At 41.7% G+C, this 25,586-nt stretch carries 24 protein-coding genes; 3 read left to right on the top strand and 21 right to left on the bottom strand.

Going from position 1 to position 25,586, the window contains the following annotated elements; translation table 11 throughout:
• Positions 1-29: 29 nt before the first annotated feature.
• The 20 genes from CSV75_RS04910 to gpr all read right to left on the bottom strand — a co-directional run bounded on the left by CSV75_RS04910 (position 30) and on the right by gpr (position 23,496).
• Complete coding sequence (locus CSV75_RS04910) at positions 30-992, bottom strand: PhoH family protein (protein ID WP_199171300.1); 963 nt, start codon at positions 990-992, stop codon at positions 30-32.
• 5 nt (positions 993-997) lie between these two features.
• Complete coding sequence (locus CSV75_RS04915) at positions 998-2,089, bottom strand: sporulation protein YqfD (protein WP_099674975.1); 1,092 nt, start codon at positions 2,087-2,089, stop codon at positions 998-1,000.
• A complete protein-coding gene (locus tag CSV75_RS04920; protein WP_085133497.1) occupies positions 2,079-2,336 on the bottom strand; it encodes a YabP/YqfC family sporulation protein in 258 nt (85 codons plus the stop codon). Before CSV75_RS04920 ends, CSV75_RS04915 begins: the two co-directional genes overlap by 11 nt.
• A gap of 47 nt (positions 2,337-2,383) precedes the next feature.
• The gene (locus CSV75_RS04925; protein WP_099674976.1) at positions 2,384-2,902 is read right to left on the bottom strand and encodes a hypothetical protein; all 519 of its coding nucleotides are present in this window, start codon (positions 2,900-2,902) and stop codon (positions 2,384-2,386) included.
• Positions 2,903-2,938: 36 nt separating this feature from the next.
• On the bottom strand, positions 2,939-3,928 hold the full coding sequence (floA, locus tag CSV75_RS04930; RefSeq protein ID WP_099630343.1) for a flotillin-like protein FloA: 990 nt from the start codon (positions 3,926-3,928) through the stop codon (positions 2,939-2,941).
• Positions 3,928-5,262, bottom strand: coding sequence for an NfeD family protein (locus tag CSV75_RS04935; protein WP_099674977.1), 1,335 nt, complete (start codon positions 5,260-5,262; stop codon positions 3,928-3,930). The genes floA and CSV75_RS04935 overlap by 1 nt, the downstream gene beginning before the upstream one ends.
• Positions 5,263-6,110: 848 nt before the next feature.
• The gene (gene rpsU, locus CSV75_RS04950; RefSeq protein WP_029054680.1) at positions 6,111-6,284 is read right to left on the bottom strand and encodes a 30S ribosomal protein S21; all 174 of its coding nucleotides are present in this window, start codon (positions 6,282-6,284) and stop codon (positions 6,111-6,113) included.
• Between the two features lie 144 nt (positions 6,285-6,428).
• Positions 6,429-7,100 (bottom strand): deoxyribose-phosphate aldolase, encoded by a 672-nt coding sequence (deoC, locus tag CSV75_RS04955; protein WP_099675338.1) that lies wholly within the window; start codon positions 7,098-7,100, stop codon positions 6,429-6,431.
• Between the two features lie 94 nt (positions 7,101-7,194).
• Complete coding sequence (mtaB, locus tag CSV75_RS04960) at positions 7,195-8,553, bottom strand: tRNA (N(6)-L-threonylcarbamoyladenosine(37)-C(2))-methylthiotransferase MtaB (protein ID WP_099674980.1); 1,359 nt, start codon at positions 8,551-8,553, stop codon at positions 7,195-7,197.
• Positions 8,554-9,093: 540 nt separating this feature from the next.
• A complete protein-coding gene (locus CSV75_RS04965; protein WP_144034765.1) occupies positions 9,094-10,728 on the bottom strand; it encodes a hypothetical protein in 1,635 nt (544 codons plus the stop codon).
• Between the two features lie 1,198 nt (positions 10,729-11,926).
• Positions 11,927-12,667, bottom strand: coding sequence for a 16S rRNA (uracil(1498)-N(3))-methyltransferase (locus CSV75_RS04970; protein ID WP_099637315.1), 741 nt, complete (start codon positions 12,665-12,667; stop codon positions 11,927-11,929).
• A 2-nt stretch (positions 12,668-12,669) separates the two neighbouring features.
• Positions 12,670-13,614 carry a 50S ribosomal protein L11 methyltransferase gene (gene prmA, locus CSV75_RS04975; RefSeq protein ID WP_099631653.1) on the bottom strand — a complete coding sequence of 315 codons (945 nt, stop codon included), beginning with the start codon at positions 13,612-13,614 and terminating at the stop codon, positions 12,670-12,672.
• A 15-nt stretch (positions 13,615-13,629) separates the two neighbouring features.
• Positions 13,630-14,751: a molecular chaperone DnaJ gene (gene dnaJ / locus CSV75_RS04980; protein WP_099631652.1), complete on the bottom strand. Its 1,122-nt coding sequence runs from the start codon at positions 14,749-14,751 to the stop codon at positions 13,630-13,632.
• Between the two features lie 136 nt (positions 14,752-14,887).
• Positions 14,888-16,723, bottom strand: a complete 1,836-nt coding sequence (dnaK, locus tag CSV75_RS04985) for a molecular chaperone DnaK (RefSeq protein ID WP_099631651.1) — start codon at positions 16,721-16,723, stop codon at positions 14,888-14,890.
• A 38-nt stretch (positions 16,724-16,761) separates the two neighbouring features.
• A complete protein-coding gene (grpE, locus tag CSV75_RS04990; RefSeq protein WP_099674982.1) occupies positions 16,762-17,343 on the bottom strand; it encodes a nucleotide exchange factor GrpE in 582 nt (193 codons plus the stop codon).
• A complete protein-coding gene (hrcA, locus tag CSV75_RS04995; RefSeq protein ID WP_099637319.1) occupies positions 17,340-18,395 on the bottom strand; it encodes a heat-inducible transcriptional repressor HrcA in 1,056 nt (351 codons plus the stop codon). Before hrcA ends, grpE begins: the two co-directional genes overlap by 4 nt.
• 90 nt (positions 18,396-18,485) lie before the next feature.
• The gene (gene hemW / locus CSV75_RS05000; protein ID WP_099674983.1) at positions 18,486-19,625 is read right to left on the bottom strand and encodes a radical SAM family heme chaperone HemW; all 1,140 of its coding nucleotides are present in this window, start codon (positions 19,623-19,625) and stop codon (positions 18,486-18,488) included.
• Between the two features lie 72 nt (positions 19,626-19,697).
• On the bottom strand, positions 19,698-21,521 hold the full coding sequence (lepA, locus tag CSV75_RS05005) for a translation elongation factor 4 (protein WP_099674984.1): 1,824 nt from the start codon (positions 21,519-21,521) through the stop codon (positions 19,698-19,700).
• An 83-nt stretch (positions 21,522-21,604) separates the two neighbouring features.
• Positions 21,605-22,405 carry a stage II sporulation protein P gene (gene spoIIP, locus CSV75_RS05010; RefSeq protein ID WP_233189626.1) on the bottom strand — a complete coding sequence of 267 codons (801 nt, stop codon included), beginning with the start codon at positions 22,403-22,405 and terminating at the stop codon, positions 21,605-21,607.
• 53 nt (positions 22,406-22,458) lie between these two features.
• Entirely contained in the window at positions 22,459-23,496 is a 1,038-nt protein-coding gene (gpr, locus tag CSV75_RS05015; RefSeq protein ID WP_099674985.1) for a GPR endopeptidase, read from the bottom strand.
• A gap of 194 nt (positions 23,497-23,690) precedes the next feature.
• Here gpr and rpsT point away from each other — a divergent pair, with 194 nt between their 5' ends.
• Positions 23,691-23,942, top strand: a complete 252-nt coding sequence (gene rpsT / locus CSV75_RS05020) for a 30S ribosomal protein S20 (RefSeq protein WP_099631645.1) — start codon at positions 23,691-23,693, stop codon at positions 23,940-23,942.
• Between the two features lie 50 nt (positions 23,943-23,992).
• Here rpsT and holA read toward each other — a convergent pair whose 3' ends face one another.
• Complete coding sequence (holA, locus tag CSV75_RS05025; RefSeq protein ID WP_099674986.1) at positions 23,993-25,000, bottom strand: DNA polymerase III subunit delta; 1,008 nt, start codon at positions 24,998-25,000, stop codon at positions 23,993-23,995.
• Between the two features lie 102 nt (positions 25,001-25,102).
• On the opposite strand from holA, the gene CSV75_RS16245 reads away from it, so the two are divergent.
• Both CSV75_RS16245 and CSV75_RS05030 read left to right on the top strand, forming a co-directional pair.
• Entirely contained in the window at positions 25,103-25,267 is a 165-nt protein-coding gene (locus CSV75_RS16245; protein WP_158231602.1) for a hypothetical protein, read from the top strand.
• A 174-nt stretch (positions 25,268-25,441) separates the two neighbouring features.
• A complete protein-coding gene (locus CSV75_RS05030; RefSeq protein WP_029054667.1) occupies positions 25,442-25,576 on the top strand; it encodes a YqzM family protein in 135 nt (44 codons plus the stop codon).
• Positions 25,577-25,586 lie beyond the last annotated feature (10 nt).

Here is a 25,586-nt window from a genome sequence, read left to right on the forward strand (position 1 = left end):
TATATTCATCATTCAAAAAAAGCAGTCAATTAATTAGTTGACTGCTCTTTCTCATATGCATCAATGATCTTCGCTACAATCGGATGTCGGACTACGTCACCTTGTTCCAAATACATGAATTGGATATCTTGTACGTTCTTCAAAATATGTTCTGCAACATTTAGACCAGAATCTACACCACGAGGTAAATCAATTTGCGTTTTATCACCTGTGATGACCATTTTCGATCCAAAACCGAGACGTGTCAAAAACATTTTCATCTGGGCTTTCGTAGTGTTTTGCGCTTCGTCCAAAATAACGAATGCATCGTCAAGCGTTCTTCCACGCATGTACGCAAGTGGTGCAATTTCAATGACGCCACGTTCCATAAGACGTTCTGTATGTTCGGCTCCTAGCACATCGTGTAACGCGTCGTAAAGAGGGCGAAGGTACGGGTCAACTTTTTCTTTCAAATCGCCTGGAAGGAATCCTAAGCTCTCTCCTGCTTCAACAGCAGGTCGGGTCAACACAATTCGCTTTACTGAACCCGTTTTCATTGCCTGCACCGCCATCACGACAGCGAGATACGTCTTTCCTGTTCCAGCAGGTCCGATACAAAATACGAGATCTCTTGAACGAATTGCCTGGACATATTCTCTTTGTCCAATGGTCTTTGCACGAATGACTTTTCCCTTTGTATTGCGTGCAATTTCTTCATCGTATAAAGAAGAGAAATATTCAATCGTGCCGTTTTTTGCCATCTCTATTGCTGTTGCCACATCGCGTAAATTAATATTAATACCTTTACGGATCACTTTCAATAACTGCTCGAGCAATGTTTTCGCAGCTACCGCTTGTTCTTCTGCTCCACTAATCGAGATATTTTCACCTCTAGTGTGGATTGAAACTTTCAATTCCTCTTCAATTAAGTTCATGTTCTGATCGGAAATGCCAAGAAGCATAATCGCTTCGTTCGGTTCTTCAATATGAAGTTGAAGTAAATGTTCGCTCAATATTTTCAGTCTCCTTGAGTTATAGGTCGTTTTTCAGCAATGTTTTCATTAAGTAAAAATAGTATAGTCCCACTCACTTTATCATTAGTAAAGGATACATGTAAAATGTTTTCTTCTTTAATTATGCGCTCATTTGTTTTCTTTGACAATAAATCATACTTGATCAACGGCAATATGATGGTCTCTTCCATTCCTTTTTTCAAAAACACTTCCTGAATATGCGTTTCTTTCAGCTTATCCATCACAATAGGGTTTCTAAAACGTATATCTTTTATCTGCTTACCTGTCCATGGCTTTTGCCAACTGATATCCAAATTCTCTTCTCCTTGAATCGAATAACTAATCGTACGGGGTAATTCAAAATGACATTCTAACCAGTAGTCAGCAAATACTTCCCCATCTGCGCCTACTACTGCCGTTTTCTCACCTTGTTCTAAAATACCTGTTGCTAGCATATCACCTTTTTTTACGGTTTGATGAATAATACTCGCTCTTTCTCCCCTCGTTAATGCAAAGCGTGTAATGACTCCTCCTGTTTTTGCTACTAAATGGGATGGCTTTTCTTTCACTTCTTCTTTCACTTCAGTGGAAAGTGGAGCAAGCATCGGTGAAACAGTTAACGAAGTACCTGTCTTTGAGAACCGGATCCACGATAGAGAGGGTTCATCTTGCATCAGCAGTCGACGAATTTCATCTTCTTCCGGTAATTTGGATAATAAAGTAGGCGCAGTAATTCGCGCTTTCTGCATCTTAGTTTCCATTCGTTGCGCAATTTCCGGTACATCACTTTCCACTGTGATATTCCACAGAAACAACGATGCAACTAGCGGGATGACACAGACGATTAAGAACAATAAAGATGCAAATAGTCGATGCTGAACTGTATCCTGACCTCTACGCCTGATTTGTACTTTCACACGGTATTTTCTTCTATAACGACGGATAATATGAATTCCTTTTGAATCCGTCTCAAAAAACATTGCACTTCCAGAGACATACAAGCTGCTGATCTTGACATGCTCTCTTTGTAACCTACTTAGAAAAACAGAACCGTTACGAACATCTTTCACCTGAACTTCAAATCGTTTAGGACTCATGGCTGTTTCCTTCTTCAGGCGTAAAACGCACCGTCACTTCCTGCAGTTCGTCGATCGATATATGGGCGTGTTGTTCAGTCAGCATTAGAACCGTTACATCTTCTCCTTTGACAGTCATGACATAGTCATTCGTTTGAAAGGATACGGATTGTTCGCTTAATGCAAGCAAGCGATAGTTGCCAGTAATCCGCAATGAGTTGAATTCATCTAAAATAATGGATGGATGAAGTGCGAATAATTTTTTCATGAAAAAACCCCCTGTCTCATCCTATGAAAAGACAGGGGGCGGCATGATTACCGTTTTGATTTTGGTGGACCTAAAATTTCTGCATAGACAATCCCTTGCATGATCTGCTGCGGAGTTTTCGGAACCAAGTCTTCCTGCAAAATCGGTTCATCTTCTAACATGATCTTCCCTCCATGTAGTCTACCTCTGCCCGTTTGACGTTCCGGACGTGACGCAGAAGCAGACTTAGCTGGCTTTTTAGGTTCTGCATAGAAGATTTCTGACTGAGGCGCCTGCGTCTTTACAGACTGTTCAGGTTCTTTCGTTTCTTGTTGAAGATCTTGGAATTCCTTTTGAATATCTTCGAATAGGTTCCTAGATAATTCCTTCAACGAACGCGGCTTCTCCTCAGGAGTTGCATGGGTCCGCTGAGTTTCTCTCTGATTCATTTGACGTTGAGTTGGTTGTGCTGGCCATTGCTGACTTGGCGGTCGTTTCGGTTTTTGACCTGGTTTTTCTTGGTCTTTCTTTTTACCGAATAAAGATCCGAGAGCCAGCATAATGACTAAAATTATCAGTTGTTCCATTATGCATCCCCTTCCCGGGAATTCATCTCGTTATAATTAATCTTTCTTTGGTTGTTGATCCGAACCTGTTTTGCTGATAGAATCCCGCATGCTTGTATCTGCTTGGATATTTTTATAATTCATATAATCCATGATTCCGATATTTCCTGAACGCAAAGCTTCTGCCATAGCTAAAGGTACTTCGGCTTCCGCACCCACAACTTTCGAGCGCATCTCTTGAGTCTTCGCCTTCATCTCTTGTTCACTTGCAACAGCCATCGCACGACGTTCTTCCGCTTTTGCTTGGGCAATATTTTTATCTGCCATCGCTTGTTCAGTCTGAAGTTCCGCTCCGATGTTTTTACCGATATCCACGTCGGCAATATCAATCGATAGAATTTCAAACGCTGTACCTGAATCCAAACCTTTTTTCAGAACAGTTTGGGAAATCATATCCGGATTTTCCAGTACTTTTGCGTGGCTAATAGAAGAACCGATTGTCGATACGATACCTTCACCAACACGCGCAACGACAGTTTCTTCACCTGCACCACCGACTAGACGGTCGATGTTTGCACGAACTGTAATTCGAGCTTTCGCTTTCACTTCGATACCGTTCATCGCAACACCTGCGATAAATGGTGTTTCGATTACTTTCGGGTTAACGGACATTTGAACTGCTTCCAAAACGTCACGTCCTGCCAAGTCAATTGCTTGTGCTCTTTCGAAAGTCAAGTCGATGTTCGCACGTTGCGCAGCAATCAATGCATTTACAACGCGGTCTACGTTACCACCTGCCAAGTAATGGCTTTCCAACTGGTTGATTGATACTGTTAGACCCGCTTTATGTGCTTTGATTAACGGGTTAACTACCCGGCTCGGGATAACCCGACGTAAACGCATACCGACTAACGTGAAGATACTTACCCGTACGCCTGCCGCCATTGCGGAAATCCATAGCGTGACTGGCACAAATGTAAAGAATACCGCCAGTACGATGATGATAATGAAGACTGCAGCTACCAGTCCGATTGTTCCTAGTCCCATCATAAGCCTTGTTCCTCCTCTTTCTTCTCTCTTACTACAATTCTGAAACCTTCTACTGCTACGACAACTACTTGTTTACCACTCTCGATATAACGACCTTCTGATACTACATCGATTCGTTCACCGTCCAACTCGGCGACACCTGATGGATAAAGTGGTGTAATGGTTGTGGCAACTTTCTGCAACAATTCATTACGATTTTTGTTGGAGACGTAACCGCTTTCCGTATCCATCGTATCCATTAAAATGATTTTGTTCAACAGATGAAGTTTTTTACCGAAGAATTTCATAATAACCACTACTCCTATACATGCTACGGCTATCGCAATTAGCACCGAGATTGCCATGAATGCCAAGTTTGTGCCTGCCAATAAAATACTTCCTATGATAGCTAAGATTCCGAAGATCCCCGCTATCCCCCCTGCAACAAAGAATTCGGCAATTATAAGGGCGACGCCGAGCAGGAATAATAACAATGTTTCATAACCCGCAAGACCCGCTACTGTGTGTCCGTAGAAGAATAAAAACAGAGCGGTTAACCCCATGCTTCCCGGCACACCAAAGCCTGGTGAATATAATTCAACAATCAGTCCGAGACTTGCAACGGAAAGTAAAATCGGGACTACGACCGGATGGGTGATGAATCGCGCCATTTTCTCTGCAAACGTTTCCGTTGTAGAAATAACTTGCGCGCCTTCCAAATCTAGCTTCTTAAGTAACTCATCAAATGTAGCCACTGTACCTTCACTGTACTTCACTTGTTCAGCTTCGTCAGCAGTGAGAGTCAGAAGTTCTCCTTTTTGTGCACGTAAGTCTGGCAGATCGATATCGGGATTTGCCATGGCTAGTGCATATTGTGGATCACGGCCTGAGTGCTTTGCGGCATTTTTCATTTGCGCCAACCAATAACTATTGGCTTTCGTTTCCGCTGCATTTCCCGATCCATCGATGACTTGTGCAGCACCGATCGAACCGTTTGGTGTCATGTAGATTTCATCTGCATAGAGCGCAAGGAAAGCTCCCGCGGATAGCGCTCGATCGTTGATGAAAGCGATGATTTTTACATCATCAGTCGTTTTCATCAGCTTGGCAATTTGGTCAGCGGCGTCTACAAACCCTCCAGGAGTGTCTATATCCAACACAATCGTCTCTGCACCTTCAGCTTTGGCTTCTTTGAATGAACGCTGTAGGAATGCATGCAGCCCCTTTTCTACTTCTTGGTGAAGGGGTACGCGATATACTTTTGTTTCAGCTGCGTCTGAGTGTATAAAAGGCAACGCGATTGTACCGATGAATAAAATGAGCAGAAAAACTGACCTAATCATTTTAGACATTATTTTCTCACCTCTCTCTACTGCCTATTATACTTACTATTTACGTTTGAAGAAGCATTTGGTTTCATTTAATCGCAATTAAATAAAAGTATTTCTTTCTGTGTGTCATTGCTTGTTAGTATATGGATTATATATGGATAATAATGAGCAAATAGTTGAAGCCTTGTTTAAAGCTGTAGAGGATGAGGGTTGAATTAGAAGACTGAATTAGTGTCTATGAAGGGATGGAAGCTCCAGATGGCGGACGCTTTCCCATGGGCCTTCGGTGAGCCAACTGTTCGCAAGTGCAAAGATATGCTCCTAACGCTTCGCTTTTACTCGCAAAAGCCGTTCTTCGTGACGGCTCTCGCTCTCTTAGTTGCCTCACCTGATCAGGCTGATCCATCGGGAGTCACCGCCAGCTTCCGCTTTCATCCCACTCATTGAGTGGAGATACTTGGAACATTCATCGGAGCTAGTGAGTGAATTATTTTTGTGCTTAAACTTAATTAAGTTCAAGTTCAAGTTCAAGTTCAAGTTCAAAATAGATTATAAACATAACTTCAATGCACAGCAAAAAGTATCATCCATTTACATTGCAAGGGATTGGCGCGTAGGAGGGGCGACTCCCAGAGGATCAGTTCGACAGGCGAGACAACTCAGGGAGCTTGCGACTGGTTGGCTCACCGCGAACCCTCAAAAGCGTCCCCTCCGAAGTGCCAATCCCCACCCCTAGACCTTCGCCAACTACTCCTATAAATGGCTCAGTAAATTCCAGACAATAAAATAAACCGAAAATCCATGGAAGGATTTTCGGTTTATAAGAAATTACATTAGTAGGTAATATCAAAATTCAATGTAGGCAGAAATTAGAACTTGCGCTTACGTGCAGCTTCAGATTTCTTTTTACGTTTTACACTTGGCTTATCATAGAATTCACGCTTTCTACTCTCTTGTATTGTACCACTCTTGGATACAGTACGTTTGAAGCGGCGAAGAGCGTCTTCAAGTGATTCATTTTTGCGAACGACTGTCTTAGTCATATCTCTTGTCCCTCCCTCCAAACACACACTTCGAAACATAGCACTTTGCTATGTACTATAAAATTATATCGTATATTTTCTGTTTGGTCAATAAAAACTATTAGAATATCATGAGAAGTTTTATGAATTACTCTTATACCGTAATCAATAATCGGCTGATGATGATAGGCCTTGCATGATGGAAACACCTGAACTCGCACCAATGCGTGTTGCACCCGACTCCATCATACGATCTACGTCTTCCGCACTGCGCACACCGCCACTTGCCTTGACTCCAATTGCCGGTCCTACTACAGCACGCATCAGCTTCACGTCTTCTGGAGTTGCACCGCCAGTAGAGAATCCGGTCGATGTTTTGACGAAGTCCGCTCCTGCGAGCACTGCTAGTTCACATGCTGTACGTTTTTGGATATCGTCCAGCAAGGATGTTTCAATTATCACTTTTACTAAAGCCTTACCTTTTGCGGCTTCTACAACGGCTGCAATGTCATTTTGTACTTGTTCAAGCAATCCACTTTGTAATGCACCAATATTAATGACCATATCTACTTCCGTGGCCCCGTTAGCAATCGCGTCTTTTGTCTCAAACGCTTTAACTTCAGACGTGCTTGCACCTAAAGGGAAGCCAATCACAGTGCATACTTTTACTTCCGTGCTTTGAAGAGCTTCTGCAGCTGTTTTGACCCAAGTCGGATTAATACATACTGAAGCGAAAGAATATTTCTTAGCCTCTTCACATAATTCCAGTACTTGCTGTTTTGTTGCCTCTGCCTTTAACAGCGTATGATCGATATAAGCGGCATAGTTTGTAGTCAATGAAAGCGCTCCTTTTTTACGTACCGTTTTTTTCAGTATAACAAAGCTTACATTTCGTTGCACGAAAAAGACCACCCATTACAGGTGGTCCATATTAAATCGTTATTTTTTCTTCTGTAAGTACACGGACAGGTTGACCTTCACTGTAAGGATAGCCCGCTTTCGTAATTTTCACTTTTATAATTTGTCCGATCATCGTTTCGTCTGCAGGCAAGACTACTTTCAAATAATTATCTGTATAGCCTACATAGAGATCCTGATTAGTGTCGTCTTTAAAGCTTTCTTCTGGAATAACTTCGAGTACTTCGCCTTCAAAACGAGAAGCGTAATTTTTTGCTAATTGATCGTTCAATGTTAATAAACGGTGGACGCGTTCGTTTTTCACACTTTCGTCGACTTGATCTTCCATGCGAGCAGCAGGTGTGCCAGTTCTCTTCGAATAAGGGAACACATGGAGTTCCGAAAACTTATGGTCACGGATAAAGTTATAGGTTTCCATAAATTCCTCTTCCGTTTCACCCGGGAAACCTACGATGACGTCAGATGTAATAGCGAGATCCGGCAACGCTTCGTTCAGGCGCTGTAGACGATCAGAGAAAAATTCCATTGTATATTTACGGCGCATCCGTTTAAGTACAGTATCTGAACCTGACTGAATGGGGATATGCAAGTGGCGTACAATAATAGTAGAATCACGTAAAACGTCGATTACTTCATCTGTTAATTGGCTCGCTTCGATTGAACTAATACGTAGACGCTTCAATCCTTTTACCTGCTGTTCTAGGTCACGTAACAGACGAGCTAAGTTATAGCCTTTTAGATCTTCACCGTAACCACCTGTATGAATACCTGTTAAGACAATTTCAAGATAGCCTGCATCGACAAGTTGCTGTGCTTGATGAATCACTTCTTCAGGATCACGTGAGCGCATTAATCCTCTAGCCCACGGAATGATACAGAATGTACAGAAGTTATTACAACCTTCTTGTATTTTTAACGAAGCACGTGTGCGATCAGTGAATGACGGTACGTCGAGTTCTTCGTAGACACGGTTTTTCATAATGTTGCGCACCGCATTAATCGGTTGGCGCTCTTCACGGAATTGGTCGATCAGCCCAAGTAGTTTTGAACGATCTTGTGTACCTACTACAATATCCACACCTGGAATCGCCATAATTTCTGCTGGTGATGTTTGCGCATAACAACCCGTTACACAGATGACTGCGTCTGGATTTTTACGAATGGCACGACGGATCACTTGTCGGCTCTTTTTATCACCGGTATTCGTTACTGTACATGTATTAATAACATAGACATTAGAATTCTGATCAAACTCTACTCTTTCATAGTTTGCTTCTTGGAACAGTTGCCAAATAGCTTCTGTTTCATAATGATTCACTTTACAACCTAGCGTATGAAAAGCTACGGTTTTCGTAAGCTCATTGTTACTCATATTTATTTTTCATCCTTTCATTACAATCAATAAAAAACACGACTTAAACTATAATATCACAATCGTGCATAATGGGCATAACGCAACCTTACTAGAAAGAAAAAACGGTCTGCAAACTTCAAAAAAGTCCTGTTTGTTAGTCGATACGATTAGAAATTGGCGAACGTACGAACACGGCTTTCCTCGAGAGTAAAGTTAAAACTTATTAAAAAGCTACCTGAGGGTAGTCGTAAAGAATCCAATTATCAGGAATGGGAAATTGGTTAAATCCGATCCCGGTGTGGTATGAATCATGTGCAAAAACATGATTATCTCTAAGTGTGAAAAACGGGACGGTGTACTTGTCCGAGTATGGTAAAATACACAACATTAGATTGTTCTTCCTCTGGTGAGTACTTTAACCGGAATATATTATAAAGAAGAATGTATCCAAGCAAAATTAGGCTACCTGACACCCATAAAATATGGTGTCAGGTAGCCTAATCATGTGTTTTATATGTGTCTCATATCGCTATGTCAGTCTAATTTATTATACGTGTTTTATTTCTTTAATGAACTAAATAAAGAATCGTAAGCTATAACGACTTCCTGGTAATAACCGACTAACTTGTCCCAAACCGTTGATTGAATTGCTTCATCATTCTCAGCAGGAACTTCTATAGTATCATCTCTATTAGTCGCATCTTCAGCTACTTCTTCGTCCCCAGCAGGAACTTCTAAAGCGTTATCGCTAGTAGTCGCGTCTTCAGCTACTTCTTCATCCCCAACAGGAACTTCTGGTGTGTCATCGCTAGTAGTCGCATCTTCAGCTACTTCTTCATCCCCAGCAGGAACTTCTGGAGTGTCATCGCTAGTAGTCGCGTCTTCAGCTACTTCTTCATCCCCAACAGGAACTTCTGGTGTGTCATCGCTAGTAGTCGCGTCTTCAGCTACTTCTTCATCCCCAACAGGAACTTCTGGTGTGTCATTACCCTCGTCTGTTGTTTCATCCTCTACATCTTCACCTTCAATGGGAAGTGCCACAAGGTCGTCGCCTTCAGTAGGTGCTTCGATTACAATATCATCTTCAAGAGGCAAGATCCCACCAAGACGATCTTGGATGAGGTAATCATAATATTCAATTAAACTATTATAGTTCTGTATGACAGACCTATATTCATTCGCTAGATTTTCTGTTATAATCGTATCATCAGTAATTTGGTCAGTTGACGGCGTATCCCCAATGATATTCTCGTCAGCTGGCTCTTCTATTTCCTCTAATGAATCTTCTACGATTTCCGTTTCGTCTTCATCGGTTGCATCTTCATCTGCTTCCTCTTCGTCAACTGGAAGGTCAGCGTTTTCATCTTCATCAATCGAATCCTCATCTACTTCCTCTTCGTCAATTGGAAGTTCAGCGTTTTCGTCTTCATCGATCGCATCCACATCTACTTCCTCTTCGTCAACTGGAAGGTCAGCGTTTTCGTTTTCATCGATCGCATCCTCATCTGCTTCCTCTTCGTCAACTGGAAGGTCAGCGTTTTCGTCTTCATCGACCGGATCTTCATCTACTTCCTCTTCGTCAACTGGAAGGTCAGCGTTTTCGTCTTCATCGACCGGATCTTCATCTACTTCCTCTTCGTCAACTGGAAGGTCAGCGTTTTCGTCTTCATCGATCGCATCCTCATCTGTTTCCTCTTCGTCAATTGGAAGTTCAGCGTTTTCGTTTTCATCGATCGCATCCTCATCTGCTTTCTCTTCGTCAACTGGAGGTTCAGCGTTTTCGTCTTCATCGATCGCATCCTCATCTGCTTCCTCTTCGTCAATTGGAAGTTCAGCGTTTTCGTCTTCATCGACCGGATCTTCAGTTGGTACTTCACCATCTACAGGAATGTCATCTGATTCATCCTCCTCTAAAGGATCATCCGTTTCATCTTCGTCTTTTGCTTTTTCTTGCCACTTTTTACTTGCAATGGTGCGCATTATTTTTCCTTTTTCGGGTGAACCCTGAATGCTCGTTGCATAAGATGAAACTTCTTCACCATGATTTTTAAATTGTGTAACCTCACTCTTTTCATCGGCTGACGCGGCTCCTGCTCCGAATAATGCAGCAGTTACCATTGAAGTTGACATTACAAACGGCAACAATTTCTTGTTCGTGTTTTTTTCGTTTTGATTTTTTATTTCCTTAACCAATACCATCAAACTCCCTTCGATTTTTAAAAATTAAAATTTCAATTACTCTAACCGTACATTCACCATGCATTCTATTAAGTTGCTATGTACATCTACCTCCTTGAAGGCAAGACAGGTTCGTCCGAAATGATGCTCTCCGACGAATCATTTATCAATGTCCCGTCTGCATCTACAACAATAACAAAGTAAAAAAATAAGCGGATAACAATCATGTGACAAATTCCAATGGAAAAACTATCCTTTGTCATAATTGAAAAGTGTTCCCGGAGTCCTAGTTTTTCAAAGGGAAAAGATGAAAACAAGGGACCTTACTAGCAGAAGCGCTGAGGAGTCTCGTTTTACATTTCGTAAAAAAGTCGACAAAGCCTTCCATTTGTGCCGTGCGTTACTTTTTTAGTATATTTCTAGCGAGACCTTAAGGCCTAGCCAACTCTGTTACATTCAGGAATAAATGAATAAATTTTGTGACAAATCTGAAGTTTCGTGTAATATTGTACTCCAAAAGAAATCTTTCTGTAATAAAAGTAGAAAGCAAAGTAACTTCCGAGGTCAGAGAATTGAAAATATAACTTTTCACTTTTTCATAGCTAATGAGTCGCGCTTATTTCCTATTGACTTTAAGGGTATTCTTTCTTCCTAACCAAATTTTGCGTTAAGTAGACTAACTATCATTCTTTAACGTCAAACATATCAGCCAGCTTTACACGTGCTTAATCGAAAACAATTTGGCATCATGTTGTGATGAAGCGCTGTTTATAAATCTTCGAACTGGGAAGTGAGGAAACGCGTTAGTCCAGTATTTGTTGATAATGCTCAACATTTTTTAATCACCAAAGAGATGCAGCAAGCTAGCCACGTTGATCATCAAGCCTTATCGGTTATAGTCGGCCGCGAGTCATTATCTAATTTTGTTCACACGATAATTGATAATATCATTGTTTTATATAAGCGTGCGCAATCCATTACTTTTATAAAATGTATCACGCACACATTTGCGTTTAGGTCTCTTTTTCAAAGTCAATTTGCACTGACACGCTATCATTACAATGAAAAAACCACTTAAAATGGTGATTTTAAGTGGTTTTTGCCAAGCACCTTACCCTACGTTGCCACAGGGTAAGGACGCAATCATATTTAAATGTACAACCCACAGCCTAGTGTATGAATAGCAACTGAAGACATAAGTTGTTCAGTTCTTTCATTCAAATTCATAAGACATAGCGGACAATACATATAAAGGTGCTGTTTCCGTGCGTAGGATTCTAGGCCCCAACGACACGGGGAGGAAACCTGCATCTTGAAGTAAAGCGGCTTCTTCCCGCGCTAATCCGCCTTCCGGTCCAAAAACAACTACTATCGATTGTCCATGATAAACGTTTTTCAGACGGTCCGCAATCTTATGCGGCATATCACTTTTCGCATCTTCTTCATCCGCAAACAATTTGACATCAAAGGAATCTGTATACGTAATCAGTTGCTTGACGCTTTGGACGGATAAAATCTCGGGTATCTGGTTACGATGACTTTGTTCAGCGGCTTCCTTAGCAATTTTTTGCAAACGTTCGATACGTTTATCGCCTTTTTTAGCATCCCATTTGACGATGGATCGACTGGCAGCAAAAGGAATCAATCGACTCATACCGAGTTCGGTACTTTTTTGCGTTATCAAATCCAGTTTATCGCCTTTAGGCAATCCGCAGGCAATCGTTACAGCTATCGGTAACTCGTTATTTTTGTCCAGTTGTCTCTGCTGAGAAACGGTAACGATGTCTTCAGAAATACTGTCGATCATCGCTACCGAAGCTACGCCATCATAGACAGTCAGTATTTCCTGACCTGGCGTCATGCGCATTACTTTGACGATATGCTTATAATCATCCCCACCGATTGCTACTTGACGCTGCTCATTAAATGGTTGATTTAGAAAATAGCGTTGCATGATTATTCACTACCCTTACGCGCAATGATCGCTACCCAATCTTCCATGAGAACCGTTTCCAAAATCTCAAAACCTTGCGCCATCAAGTCGTTGCGCACTTCGTCCCGTTTCGCACCGATGATACCGGATGTAATAAATAATCCACCTGGTTTAACGAGTTGATATGCATCTTGGGAAAACGACATGATCACTTCCGCCAATATATTCGCAATAATCATGTCGGGCGGTTCTTCTATCGAATCGAGAAGATTACCTTTCAAGACGGTAATGCGATCATCTGCATCGTTATACGTCACATTTTCCTGTGCAGCGCGTACAGCGACTTCATCCAAGTCAAGCGCGGTAATATGTTTTGCCCCAAGTAAAGCAGCGCCGATTGCTAGGACTCCAGAACCTGTTCCTACATCCACAATCATTTGATCAGGTTGAAGGTATTTTTCCAACGCTTGTAAACAGAGGACTGTCGTAGGATGTGTACCCGTACCGAATGCCATCCCTGGATCCAATTCGATGATCAATTCATCAGATTCCACTGGTGTATACTCTTCCCATGTAGGAACAATGGTGAAACGCTTTGAGATCTTTACCGGATGGAAGTATTGTTTCCACGAGTTAGCCCAATCTTCTTCATCCACTTCTGTAATGCCTATAGTAAAGCGTCCAGGATTTAATGAAAACTGACGAAGGCTTTCAATTTCTAATTCAAGATTTTCAACTGTTTCATTGATGAAACTAGTGACAGGCAAATAAGCTTTTATAATGACACCCTCGATTGGGAAGTCATCTCTATCTAAAGCATATATTTCACCGTATTGGTCTACTCGTTCTTTTCCAGGTTCTTCGGAATCTTCAATTACGACTCCGCTCGCGCCAGCTTCATGCAAGATGTTCGCTACTGCCTCAGTTGCTTCATGTGTCGTGTGCACGGAAACTTCAGACCATTTCACAGTTAGTCAATCCTTTCATTCACCTTTAAAAGTGCGTTTGATTTTATCGAAGAATGAGCTGGAATACTCATCAGGTGATTCCCCTTCAATTGATGCAAACTCACGCAATAATTCTTTTTGTCGCTCCGTCATTTTTTTCGGAGTCGTCACTTTGACGATCACATGTTGGTCGCCTGTTCCATGACCATGTACGTTTGGAACCCCTTTGCCACGAAGGCGGAAAGTTGTACCGTTTTGTGTACCGGCTGGAATCTTCAACTTCACTTTGCCATGCACCGTTTGCACTTCGAGTTCGTCTCCTAATGATGCTTGCGGGAACGTCAAGTTCAATTCCAGTATAATATCATCCTCTTCACGAATGAAACGTTTATGTGGACGGACATTAAAGACGATGTACAAGTCTCCAGGAGGTCCTCCATTAATTCCTGCTTCACCTTGTCCACCTACCCGTAGACGTTGTCCTTGGTCTACTCCAGCCGGAATCGTTATTTTGATGACTTTGTTTTTCGTTACGCGACCTTTACCACGACATGCTTCACATTTTTCAGGAATAATTTTTCCTGTACCCTGACATGTAGGGCATGTTCTGCGGTTCACAACTTGACCAAATGGTGTGTTTTGAGCGAATGAAACCTCACCTGAACCATTACATTCCGTACATGTTTTAACGCTTGTGCCTTTTTTCGCACCCGTGCCATCACATGTATCACATTCTTCCTCGCGAGGAATATCAATTTCTGTTTCTTTACCGAAAATGGCATCCATAAAGTCGACTGTCATTGTATATTGCAAGTCATTACCTTTTTGTGGAGCATTTGGATCTCTTCTCCTTGCACTTCCACCGAAGAACGTGCTGAAAATATCCTCAAAGCCAAAGCCATCTGCACCTCCGCCGCCAAATCCACCGAAGCCTGCACCTGGCCCATTGTGACCGTATTGATCATATTCGGCCCTTTTGTTCTCATCGCTCAACACTTCAAATGCTTCTGTTACTTCTTTAAATTTTACTTCCGCATCCGCTTCTTTGTTCAAGTCTGGATGGTACTTTTTAGAAAGTGTACGGTATGCTTTGCGGATCTCTTCCTTCGTAGCGGATTTAGAAACGCCCAGCACCTCATAGTAATCTCGTTTACTCATCATTGCACCCCTCATCGCATTTTACCTGTTGTTCATTGTAACACGTTAATATCGAATTTTGTTAAGTTAACAAACGAAAAAGTCAAAGCCGGAATTTCGGACTTTGACTTTTCCGTCAATAGCTATTTTAATTTACTTATTTATTATCTTTGTCATCTTCTACTTCTTCGAAATCTGCGTCCACTACACTGTCGTCTTCTTGACCAGGTTGTGCATCGCCTTGAGCCGCTTGCGCTTCTGCAGCAGCTTGCTCATATAGTTTTACAGATAGAGCTTGTACCAATTCGTCAAGTTTTTCTTTCTTCGAACGAATTTCCTCGAGGTCTCCAGATTCATTAGCAGCTTTCAATTCTTCCAACGCCGCTTCTGCTTCTTTAACTTCCGCTTCGTCCACTTTGCCTTCTATATCTTTAAGTGTCTTTTCAGCCATAAATACTAACTGATCCGCTTCGTTGCGAAGTTCTGCTTCTTCTTTACGCTTTTTATCTTCTTCAGCGTGTGCTTCCGCATCTTTCACCATTTGATCAATTTCTTCATCGGAAAGACCTGAACTAGATTGGATCGTGATGTTCTGTTCTTTTTGTGTACCCATATCTTTCGCTTTAACATTGACGATACCGTTTTTGTCGATGTCGAATGTTACTTCGATTTGAGGAACGCCACGTGGTGCTGGTGGAATGTCCGTCAATTGGAAACGGCCTAATGTTTTATTGTCAGTTGCCATCGGACGCTCACCTTGCAATACATGGATGTCTACTGCCGGCTGGTTGTCAGCTGCTGTAGAGAACACTTGTGACTTGCTCGTAGGGATTGTCGTGTTGCGGTCAATTAGTTTTGTGAAAACAGAGCCCATTGTTTCAATACCTAATGATAGAGGTGTTACGTCAAGAAGTACAACGTCTTTTACGTCTCCAGTTAAGATTGAACCTTGAACTGCCGCACCCATCGCTACTACTTCGTCTGGGTTTACGCCTTTGAACGGCTCTTTGCCCGTTACATTTTTGATTGCTTCTTGTACTGCTGGAATACGTGTAGAACCACCAACTAAGATGACACGGTCGATGTCAGAAGCTGTTAGATCTGCGTCTTTTAGTGCTTGACGAGTTGGAATCATGGAACGTTCTACAAGGCTTGCTGTTAACTCATCGAATTTAGCGCGAGTCAATGTGATTTCCAAGTGTAGTGGTCCTGCTTCTCCAGCCGTGATGAACGGAAGAGAGATGGAAGTGGATGTTACACCAGACAAATCTTTCTTCGCTTTTTCAGCTGCATCTTTTAGACGTTGCATAGCCATTTTATCTTTCGAAAGATCAATGGAGTTTTCTTTACGGAATTCTTGTACCAAGTAATCAATGATAATGTCGTCAAAGTCATCTCCACCAAGTTTATTGTCACCTGCTGTTGAACGTACTTGGAATACTCCGTCGCCAAGTTCTAGAATGGATACGTCAAATGTACCGCCACCTAGGTCATATACTAAAATGGTTTGATCTTCATCCGTTTTATCCATACCATAAGCTAGTGCTGCTGCTGTTGGCTCGTTGATGATACGCTCTACTTCAAGACCAGCGATTGTACCAGCATCTTTTGTTGCTTGACGCTGTGCATCGTTAAAGTACGCAGGAACTGTAACAACAGCCTTCGTTACTTTTTCGCCCAAGTATTCTTCAGCATAACCCTTCATGTATTGAAGAATCATAGCAGAAACTTCTTGTGGAGAATATTCTTGGCCATCCACTTCTACTTTGTAGTCCGTACCCATATGTCTTTTAACAGACATGATCGTGTTAGGGTTTGTGATGGATTGACGTTTTGCTACTTCCCCTACTTGACGTTCGCCGTTTTTGAATGCAACTACGGACGGTGATGTTCTGTTGCCTTCAGGATTCGGAATTACTTTCGCTTCTCCGCCTTCGTATACTGCTACTACTGAGTTTGTTGTACCTAAATCAATACCGATAATTTTGCTCATGTGTAATTTTCCTCCTATAATGTGAATACTGTAATTTTTTACTCGTTTACTTTAACCATGGATGGTCGTAGTACACGTTCTTTCAGTTTATATCCTTTTTGCAGTTCTTCCAAAACAATTCCAGAATCTTTTCCTTCTTCATTGCCTGTCATTACTGCTTGATGGAAGTTTGGATCAAACTCTTGATCAAGCGCTTCGATTTCTTCCAGGCCGTCAGACTTTAAAGCTTCTAGTAATGAACGATAAACCATTTCCATCCCTGTTAAGAGGGCCTTCGTCTCTTCCTCTTTTGCTTCAACAGAAAGTGCACGTTGGAAGTTATCAAGTACGGGCAGAACATTAACCATTACATTTTGTGAACGGTATGTTTGCAACGTTTGATAGTCGAGTGAAGACCGTCTCTTAACGTTTTCCAAATCTGCCATTACGCGTAATTTCTTACCTTCTTCTTCTTCAAGAGCTTTTGTTAACTCATCGATCTTTTTCTCAAGCTCTTGTTCTAAAGTGAGCTCTTCGACGATTTCTTCAACATCTTGCTGTTCTTTCGCGTTAGTTTGCTCTTGCTCATCTTCGGAAAGATTTTCATCTAGTTGCTCTTCAAACTCTTGATTTTCTTTCACGTGTCTTGCCTCCCGTTTCCGTCTTTTCCGATTGTTAGCTGATGAAGCGCGGAAGATAAATCACTGCTTAGTATATCGAGCAATGTAATAACTCTTCCGTAATCCATCCGCTTCGGACCGATAATTGCGATGGAACCTTCCATATTCTCTCCTGCCGAGTACGTGGAAGTAATCACGCTGTAGTCTTCCATTTCAATCACATTGTTTTCAGAACCAATACGAACTTGGATCCCTTGTTCGTTTTTTTGGAAAAGCCCCATGGCAGGATTACCTTTCTCTATTAGTTCGAAAAATGATTGCATCTTCTGGAAGTCGTGAAATTCCGGTTGTTTCCACATATTCAATTTTCCGCCAAAATACAATCGTTCTTCCGGCTCCACTGCCATTGCTTGCTGCAATGAGCTGAATAGTTGTTCAGCTTGGTGAATATGTTGTTCAAATACATGCTTCGCTTCGAGTTGCAATTTTTGCTGCAACTGCACTAGCGATGTGCCGATTAGGCGTTCATTTAAAATATTTACCGTCTTCTCAATTTCCGAGGCAGTAAGACCAGGTGGCACATCAAAGATCCGATTTTCCACATGTCCGTTATCCGTTACGATAATCGCCACTGCCCGTTGTTGATCTAGTGGAACAATAGAGAATTTCTTGACGGCATGCGTAGAGGTATCAGGTCCAAGGAGGATGGACGTATAATTCGTTAAGTCAGATAGAATGGTTGCGGATTTTCGAATTAATTCTTCTGATTCTCCCACTTTCTCCTGAAACATCGTACGTAACTGCAAGCTGTCTTCCAGGCCTAAAGCTTGTGGTTGCAATAAGTGGTCCACAAAGAACCGATAGCCTTTTTCGGAAGGCACTCTTCCAGATGATGTGTGAGTCTTCTCTAAATAACCCATATCCTCCAGATCCGCCATGTCATTCCGAATCGTTGCCGAACTAAATGGCGCTTCCGGCTTTTTCGACAGTTGTCTCGATCCAACTGGTTGAGCAGACTCGATGAAATCTTTCACTGTCAATTGTAGTATGAGCAATTGTCTGTTTGTCAACATGATCATCACTCCTGTTAGCACTCATTAACCTCGAGTGCTAATACTACTCATAATTTATCAAATTCTATTTTATATGTCAACGAATCAAACTCAATCTCCCAATAAAAATTCCTGAAATACCGAATTCCCTTGAAAAACACCTTTTCTAGTTAAACGGAGATGGTCTCCATCGATTTCTAAAAGTCCTTGTTGTTGCATTTTTTCTATCGGTTTACCGAATACTTGATGAATCGGGCGTTGGAATTTCTGCTCGAATTCTTGAATCGATATTCCTTCAATGATTCGTAGACCAAGAAACATTTCTTCCTCCATCAATTCGGCGGGAGTTACTACATGCACATCCTTACGAGGTAGCTTTCCTTCCTCCAATAGATTAATGTAATGTGTCAACGGTCCGACATTCGCATAACGCTCGTTGCCAATATAACCATGGGCGCCTGCACCAATACCTGCATAGTTGGAGTTTTCCCAATAAATCAGGTTATGAAACGAAGGATGTTCAGGTTTAGCAAAATTACTGATTTCATATTGATCGCGACCTGCTGCACTCATGCGATCCATCACCATGGAGAACATCTCTGCTTCCATGTCTTCTCCTGGCAAGGGCAACTTCCCTTTGACCATTCGATTATAAAAGACGGTTTTCGGTTCTACGATCAATGAATAGGCGGAGTAATGAGGCAGATCTAGCGCCAATGCACGATCAAGTGTCTCTTCCCATTCTTTCAATGTTTGTGTCGGTAGGCTGTACATTAAATCAATGCTAATGTTTTCGAAACCGACTTTACGCGCGGCCTGAATAACGTTCTCCACGTCCTCATTAGAATGTGTTCGCCCAATTTGTTTCAGTAATCGTTCATTAAAAGTTTGCACGCCGATCGACAAGCGATTTACGCCACTTTCCTTCAGTATAGAAAGTTGTCCTTCCGATAAATCATCAGGGTTTGCTTCTGTTGTGAATTCTTTCAATGCCGTGACGTCGATATACTGTGAAACAATTGTCAGTAACCGATCGAGCTGAGGAACGTTGAGTGCCGTCGGTGTGCCACCGCCTAAAAAGACAGTTTCTACTTCTTGAAATGAAAAGCCGGCTTCTTTCATATAATAAAATTCTTTGCCAATCGATTCGATGTATTGATCGACGGGTTGATTTTTTAGAAATACTTTATTGAAATCGCAATAATGACAAATTTGCTGGCAAAACGGTATATGGATATACACTCCCCGCATGCTGTCACATCCTTTGTTTGAGTATGTAAACAGCAAAAAGAGGGCGCTTTGCCCCCTTTTCGCTGAATTTAATTATTCTTCATCCATCTTAAGAACAGCCATGAACGCTTCTTGTGGAACTTCCACAGAGCCAACTTGCTTCATCTTTTTCTTACCTTCTTTTTGTTTCTCAAGCAATTTACGTTTACGAGAAATATCTCCACCGTAACATTTTGCTAAGACGTTTTTACCCATAGATTTAATGGTTGAACGTGCAACGATTTTCTGCCCGATTGCCGCTTGGACAGGCACTTCGAACTGTTGCCTTGGAATTAACGACTTCAGTTTCTCAACAATCGCCTTCCCACGTTCGTAGCTAAAGTCACTGTGCACGATAAAGCTTAACGCATCAACAGTTTCACCATTTAACAAAATATCCATTTTAACGAGTTTCGATCGTTTATAGCCAATCAATTCGTAATCCAGTGATGCGTACCCTTTTGTACTAGACTTTAATTGGTCAAAGAAGTCATAAACGATCTCAGCTAATGGCAGTTCATAGATAATATTGACACGGGATGCGTCCATATAATCCATCGTCAAGAAATCTCCACGTTTACGCTGACAGAGCTCCATAACAGACCCTACGTAATCATTCGGTACCATAATCGAAGCTTTAACATATGGTTCTTCGACAAAGTCTACTTTTTGTGCACTAGGCATCATCGATGGGTTATCGACGTTCATCGTCGAGCCGTCCGTTAAGTTTACTTTATAAATAACGCTAGGTGCTGTCGTGATCAAATCGATCTTGAATTCACGTTCGATTCGCTCCTGAATGATCTCCATGTGTAACAGTCCTAGGAAACCACAACGATAGCCGAAGCCTAGCGCTTGTGATGTCTCTGGCTCATATTCAAGTGCAGAGTCATTTAGTTCGAGCTTTTCAAGCGCTTCACGCAAATCGTTGTATTTGGATGTATCGATTGGATACAGTCCGCAGAACACCATCGGATTCATACGACGGTAACCTGGCAATGCTTCCTCGGCAGGATCATTGACAAGTGTAATCGTATCCCCTACTTGTGTATCGCCTACTGTTTTAATGGAGGCAGATAAGAATCCTACATCTCCTACAGTCAATTCATCACGTGGAGAAATACCTGGAGTGAAGACACCTAGTTCCAGCACTTCAAATTCTTTACCCGTTGCCATCATGCGAATCATATCGCCAGGCTTTACTTTTCCTTCTACGATACGAATATTGACGATAACACCTTTATATTGATCATAGTGAGAGTCAAAGATCAACGCTTTTAGTGGCGCATCCGGATCTCCTTGTGGTGCTGGAACTTTTTCTACGATCTGTTCCAGGATTTCATCAATCCCAATTCCGGCTTTCGCGGAAGCTAATACTGCTTCGGATGCGTCTAATCCAATCACATCTTCAATTTCTTTTTTCACACGGTCTGGATCAGCCGCCGGTAGGTCGATTTTATTAATAACAGGTAATATTTCCAAATCATTGTCTAGCGCTAGATAAACGTTCGCCAATGTTTGCGCTTCGATGCCTTGCGCAGAATCTACTACAAGAATAGCGCCTTCACAAGCAGCTAAACTTCTTGAAACTTCATATGTGAAGTCGACGTGTCCTGGTGTATCGATCAAGTGGAACGTATAGTCTTCACCATTCTTTGCTGTATAGACTAACTGAACGGCATTCAATTTAATGGTGATACCGCGCTCACGTTCTAGATCCATCGAATCCAATGATTGGGCCTTCATGTTACGTGTTTTCACTATTTCTGTTTTTTCTAGTATCCGATCCGCCAGCGTTGATTTCCCGTGGTCGATATGGGCAATGATAGAAAAATTTCGAATGTTTTTTTGACGTATTGCTCTCTGCTCTTGATTCATCACTGTTCACTCCTACATGTACGTACCTATTTAAGCTACTTGAATTATAGCAGTGAACGGTTCAGACTTCAATATTTGAAAGATTATTGCACAATCATCATAGCGGAAATAGATTCACCAACGACAGAGATCGTTTGATTGAGCTCCATTTCCGTATTACCCACACCGCCCATTTCGATTAATATAATGCTGGTATTTAGATCTTGATTGTATTTACCATCTACTCCACGGCCACCTTTAATAATGATTTCCCGCGTAATGCCAGGCACTAATTTTTCCATCTCATTTTTCAATTGCTTCGCTTTGGCCAAGTTCCGTTCGTAATACGGATGGTCTCTTCCAATGACAAATGCCACTTTTGCATAGCGTTGACCGGCATGTGTGATCGTCGTTTTTGAAGGGCCGAGCGAATCTCTGTGCATATCGATGACTAAATCATAAGATTGCTCGTTAACCTTCTTTTCCACATAGGGTCTAATCGCAGCATACGAACGGTGATACGGTATCTTCTTTTGTTGCATGATTTTCACAATATCGATATCGAGCTGTTCTGCTGCTAGGCCATGTGAAATTAAATTTTCTTTTAGCCGCTCGCCCACTTTTAAAATATTCTCTGAATGATGGGATACCGCCACTTTTCCGTTCGCGGCTTGCGTAATAGGTTCATACGCTTCATGTGAGTGGGTCGAATAAATCAACACATTCCCTTCTATCTTCGGTCGAATATCTTCCTCCAATACATTGGATGCATAGACAATTGTGCTCGGTTCCTTTAACGAGAGGGCAGTGGAAATGGTTGGCTGTTTGGGAATGTACTGCAAGACGACAGGAAAGATGAACAATACAAAAATAACGCTCATCCAGATTTGCAAAGTTTTTTTCATAGTAATCCCTCCATCTTCCACACTATGCGGAAGAAAAAAGGTCAATGACTAGTTCATTCATTTACTTTGTGAATCCAGGTAATTAATGAAGAAGATAATGCAATGGCGTAATTTGCGACCCATGAATCAATTTCTTTTGGAGAAATAAATGTCGCCAATTCCTGATTTGTCAGCACTTCTTCAAATAATTGGATTCGTTCTTCATGCGTCCACGATGACCAATCACCAAATATGGGGCCAAGCGCTGTGCGATCCGCATCTTTTGTTGAACGATGGGGGAACCGACCTGTTGAAAGTTTTGACGAAGGCATGCCATCTTCTTCTATTTTCGCTGCGATATAGCCGAACATCGTGTCAATAGCATCCGCCACTAGTACAGGTCCATCCACCACTGTCGGTACACCTATGGCAATCACAGGGATGCCGAGACTTTTTTCCGATAACTCTTTGCGGCTATTTCCCACACCTGAGCCCGGATGAATACCGGTATCCGTCAGCTGAACCGTGCGGCAAAGCCTTGCGCTACTCCTTGCAGCAAGCGCATCAACGACAAGCAATAGATCCGGCTTACTTTGATCTACAATCGCTTTAACAAAAGAAGCAGTTTCCAAACCAGTCTGAATGGTTACACCCGGCGCATACACCATGACACCACTCTCATCTGCTTCGTAATAATCTGGAATAACTTCCTTCACATAATCCATAACAGCGGGTCCCACAGCGTCTGGCGTAATTTCTCGGTTGCCCAGGCCAACACACAACACTTTTTTTACGCCGCCCGGTAACTTTTCTTTAATCAATGTGTCCATTTTTTCTACCACAAGTTTACATAATACTTGAAGCTCCTCGATTTCGTGAACAGCAAGTGTTGGAATCGTCAGCGTAATATATGTACCTTTCGCTTTCCCGATTTCTTCTTCCCCTTCCGCTGTCACTTTTACAGTAGTCGCCTTAATTCGACCGATTGTTTGTTCTTCGACATGTATTCCGGACATTTCCTTTAATTTCTTTTCCTCTTGCTCGGTCTGATGTCTGACAAACTCATCACTTTCATCAATTAAATCCGTACGGTAGTAATTGATTTCGCTCATTTTCTTCACCTCTACTAACAAGTTTGTGCAATTTACCGGCGTTTATTCTCGAATAGATTACTGTAAAGTTGAATCGCTTTACTTTTTTTCTTGCAATCTGTCGGTAGCTTTGATAAAATTATGCTTGTTGTAAAGAGATATCCGGATGATTGTGGAAACACTCTTGCCTTACCTGAAAGCTGGAGGTGAATGAAATGCCAAACATTAAAGGTGCTATTAAACGCGTGAAGCAAAGTGCTGCTGCTAACGAGCAAAACTCTCACGTAAAAGCTTCTATGCGTACTGCAATCCGTAAAGCGGATGCGGCTCTTACTAATAAAGAAGAGAACGCTGAAGAACTTTTGAGAGATGCTGTGAAACAATTGGATACTGCTGCCCGTAAAGGTCTTATCCCAAGAAACACTGCTGCTCGTCAAAAATCACGTCTAACTAAAAAAGCTCAATAATGATATGTTAAAAGACTGCCTCATCGTGACGGCAGTCTTTTTTTGCGTTCTTATAGTCCATTCATTAAAAATAATTCCAATTTACGCTGACGATTACCACCCGTCGTTTTAAGTTGCAGATCAATAGTCGCCAAATTATCCAATGCTTTAAGCAACACTTCCAAAGAGGGTAGCTTTCGTTGCATCATCAATTTAACACGATATGGATGGATCCGAAGCGTTGTAGCGATTTGTTGTTGTTGATAACCTTTTTTCCGTAAATTTGACACATGAATCATTAAACGCACTTGACTCGCAACGAGTGACGCCAGCATGATCGGCTCTTCCCCATTACGTATTAAGTCATGATAGACAGCGATGGATTCTGCCCGTTTATTATTGACAAATAAATCCGTTAGGCGAAATACGTCCATCTCAGGTGTCCTAGTTACTAGTTGCTCAATTGTATTGATATCCACGGTGCCCTTAAACGCTAAGTAGCCAGCTAGCTTATCGATTTCAGTTGACAATGTCAGTAAGTCGGTTCCAGACATCTCCATAAGAAATTCAGCTGTTCTTTTATCGAATTCAATACCTTTATCTTTCCCTTGCTGCATAATCCACGTAGATACATCTTGCCCTTGTAACGCAACCGCTTCTACGACAACAGCATGTTTCTTTATTTTTTTCGTGATTTTCTTTCGTGCATCAAGCTTTTCATAAGGTGCGACAAACACTACTGTAGCCGTAGGAGATGGATTTTCTAGCCACTTTTCCAACAGTTCAAGTTGATGATTTTGCTTTTCCTTCGAATGATCCGTCGCTTTTAAGAATGAACAGTTTTTTGCGACGATCAATTTATGGTCGACTAAAAACGGAAATTCATCCGCCACTTCGAGTACAGCCTGGACTGGAATCTCCTCTAAATCAAAACGATTCACGTCAGATGATGTCATACCAGGCACTGCTTTAATTAATCTCTTAATTGTTTCGTCCAGTAAGTGTTGCTCGGTGCCTGTCAGAAGATAAACTGGCTGCACATCGCCTTTTTCAATTTGACTCCAAATTTTTGTAACCACTTTCTTCACCTCAATTACCGATTGCTTGCTATTAAAAACCTGTGATAACTATACATGAAAATCAATCATTTCTCCATACTAGCATGTAAAGGAGGTTTTTTGATGAAAAAGTCTGGCCGTCCACAAGTAAATTCCCGAAAACATTCGAAGCCTGTAGTAAAAGAAGAAATATCCCTAGAGTTAACAGAGCTCGAACATTTAGCGCCGAAACAGGAACCGATGACTCCGAACCATCGGGAGACAGCAGAAAAGGATAAATATTATTGATTCCAAAAAGACAGAGCGGAATTTGCTATAAGCAACTCCGCTCTTGTAACGAATAATCTACTTACTCTATGAACAATTTGTGTCAACGTACGTTGCAACTCCTAAAAGCTGCAATTTTAATGGATTTTTCTTTCACTTTCATCTATACTTAGTATGGAATTAGGAGGTGTAGCAATGAATGAATTTGAACATGATGTCCAATCCAAACGTAATGATGCGATTGACAGCGGCATCGGCTTTATAGTAGCGTTTATCGGTTTTTCTGCAATTTTTGTTGTTGCTACGATCATCGATATCGTCGCACTCTAATCAACTGTTG

The sequence above is a fragment of the Sporosarcina sp. P18a genome (assembly GCF_002743135.1).
In the GTDB taxonomy this organism is placed as follows: Bacteria; Bacillota; Bacilli; order Bacillales_A; family Planococcaceae; genus Sporosarcina.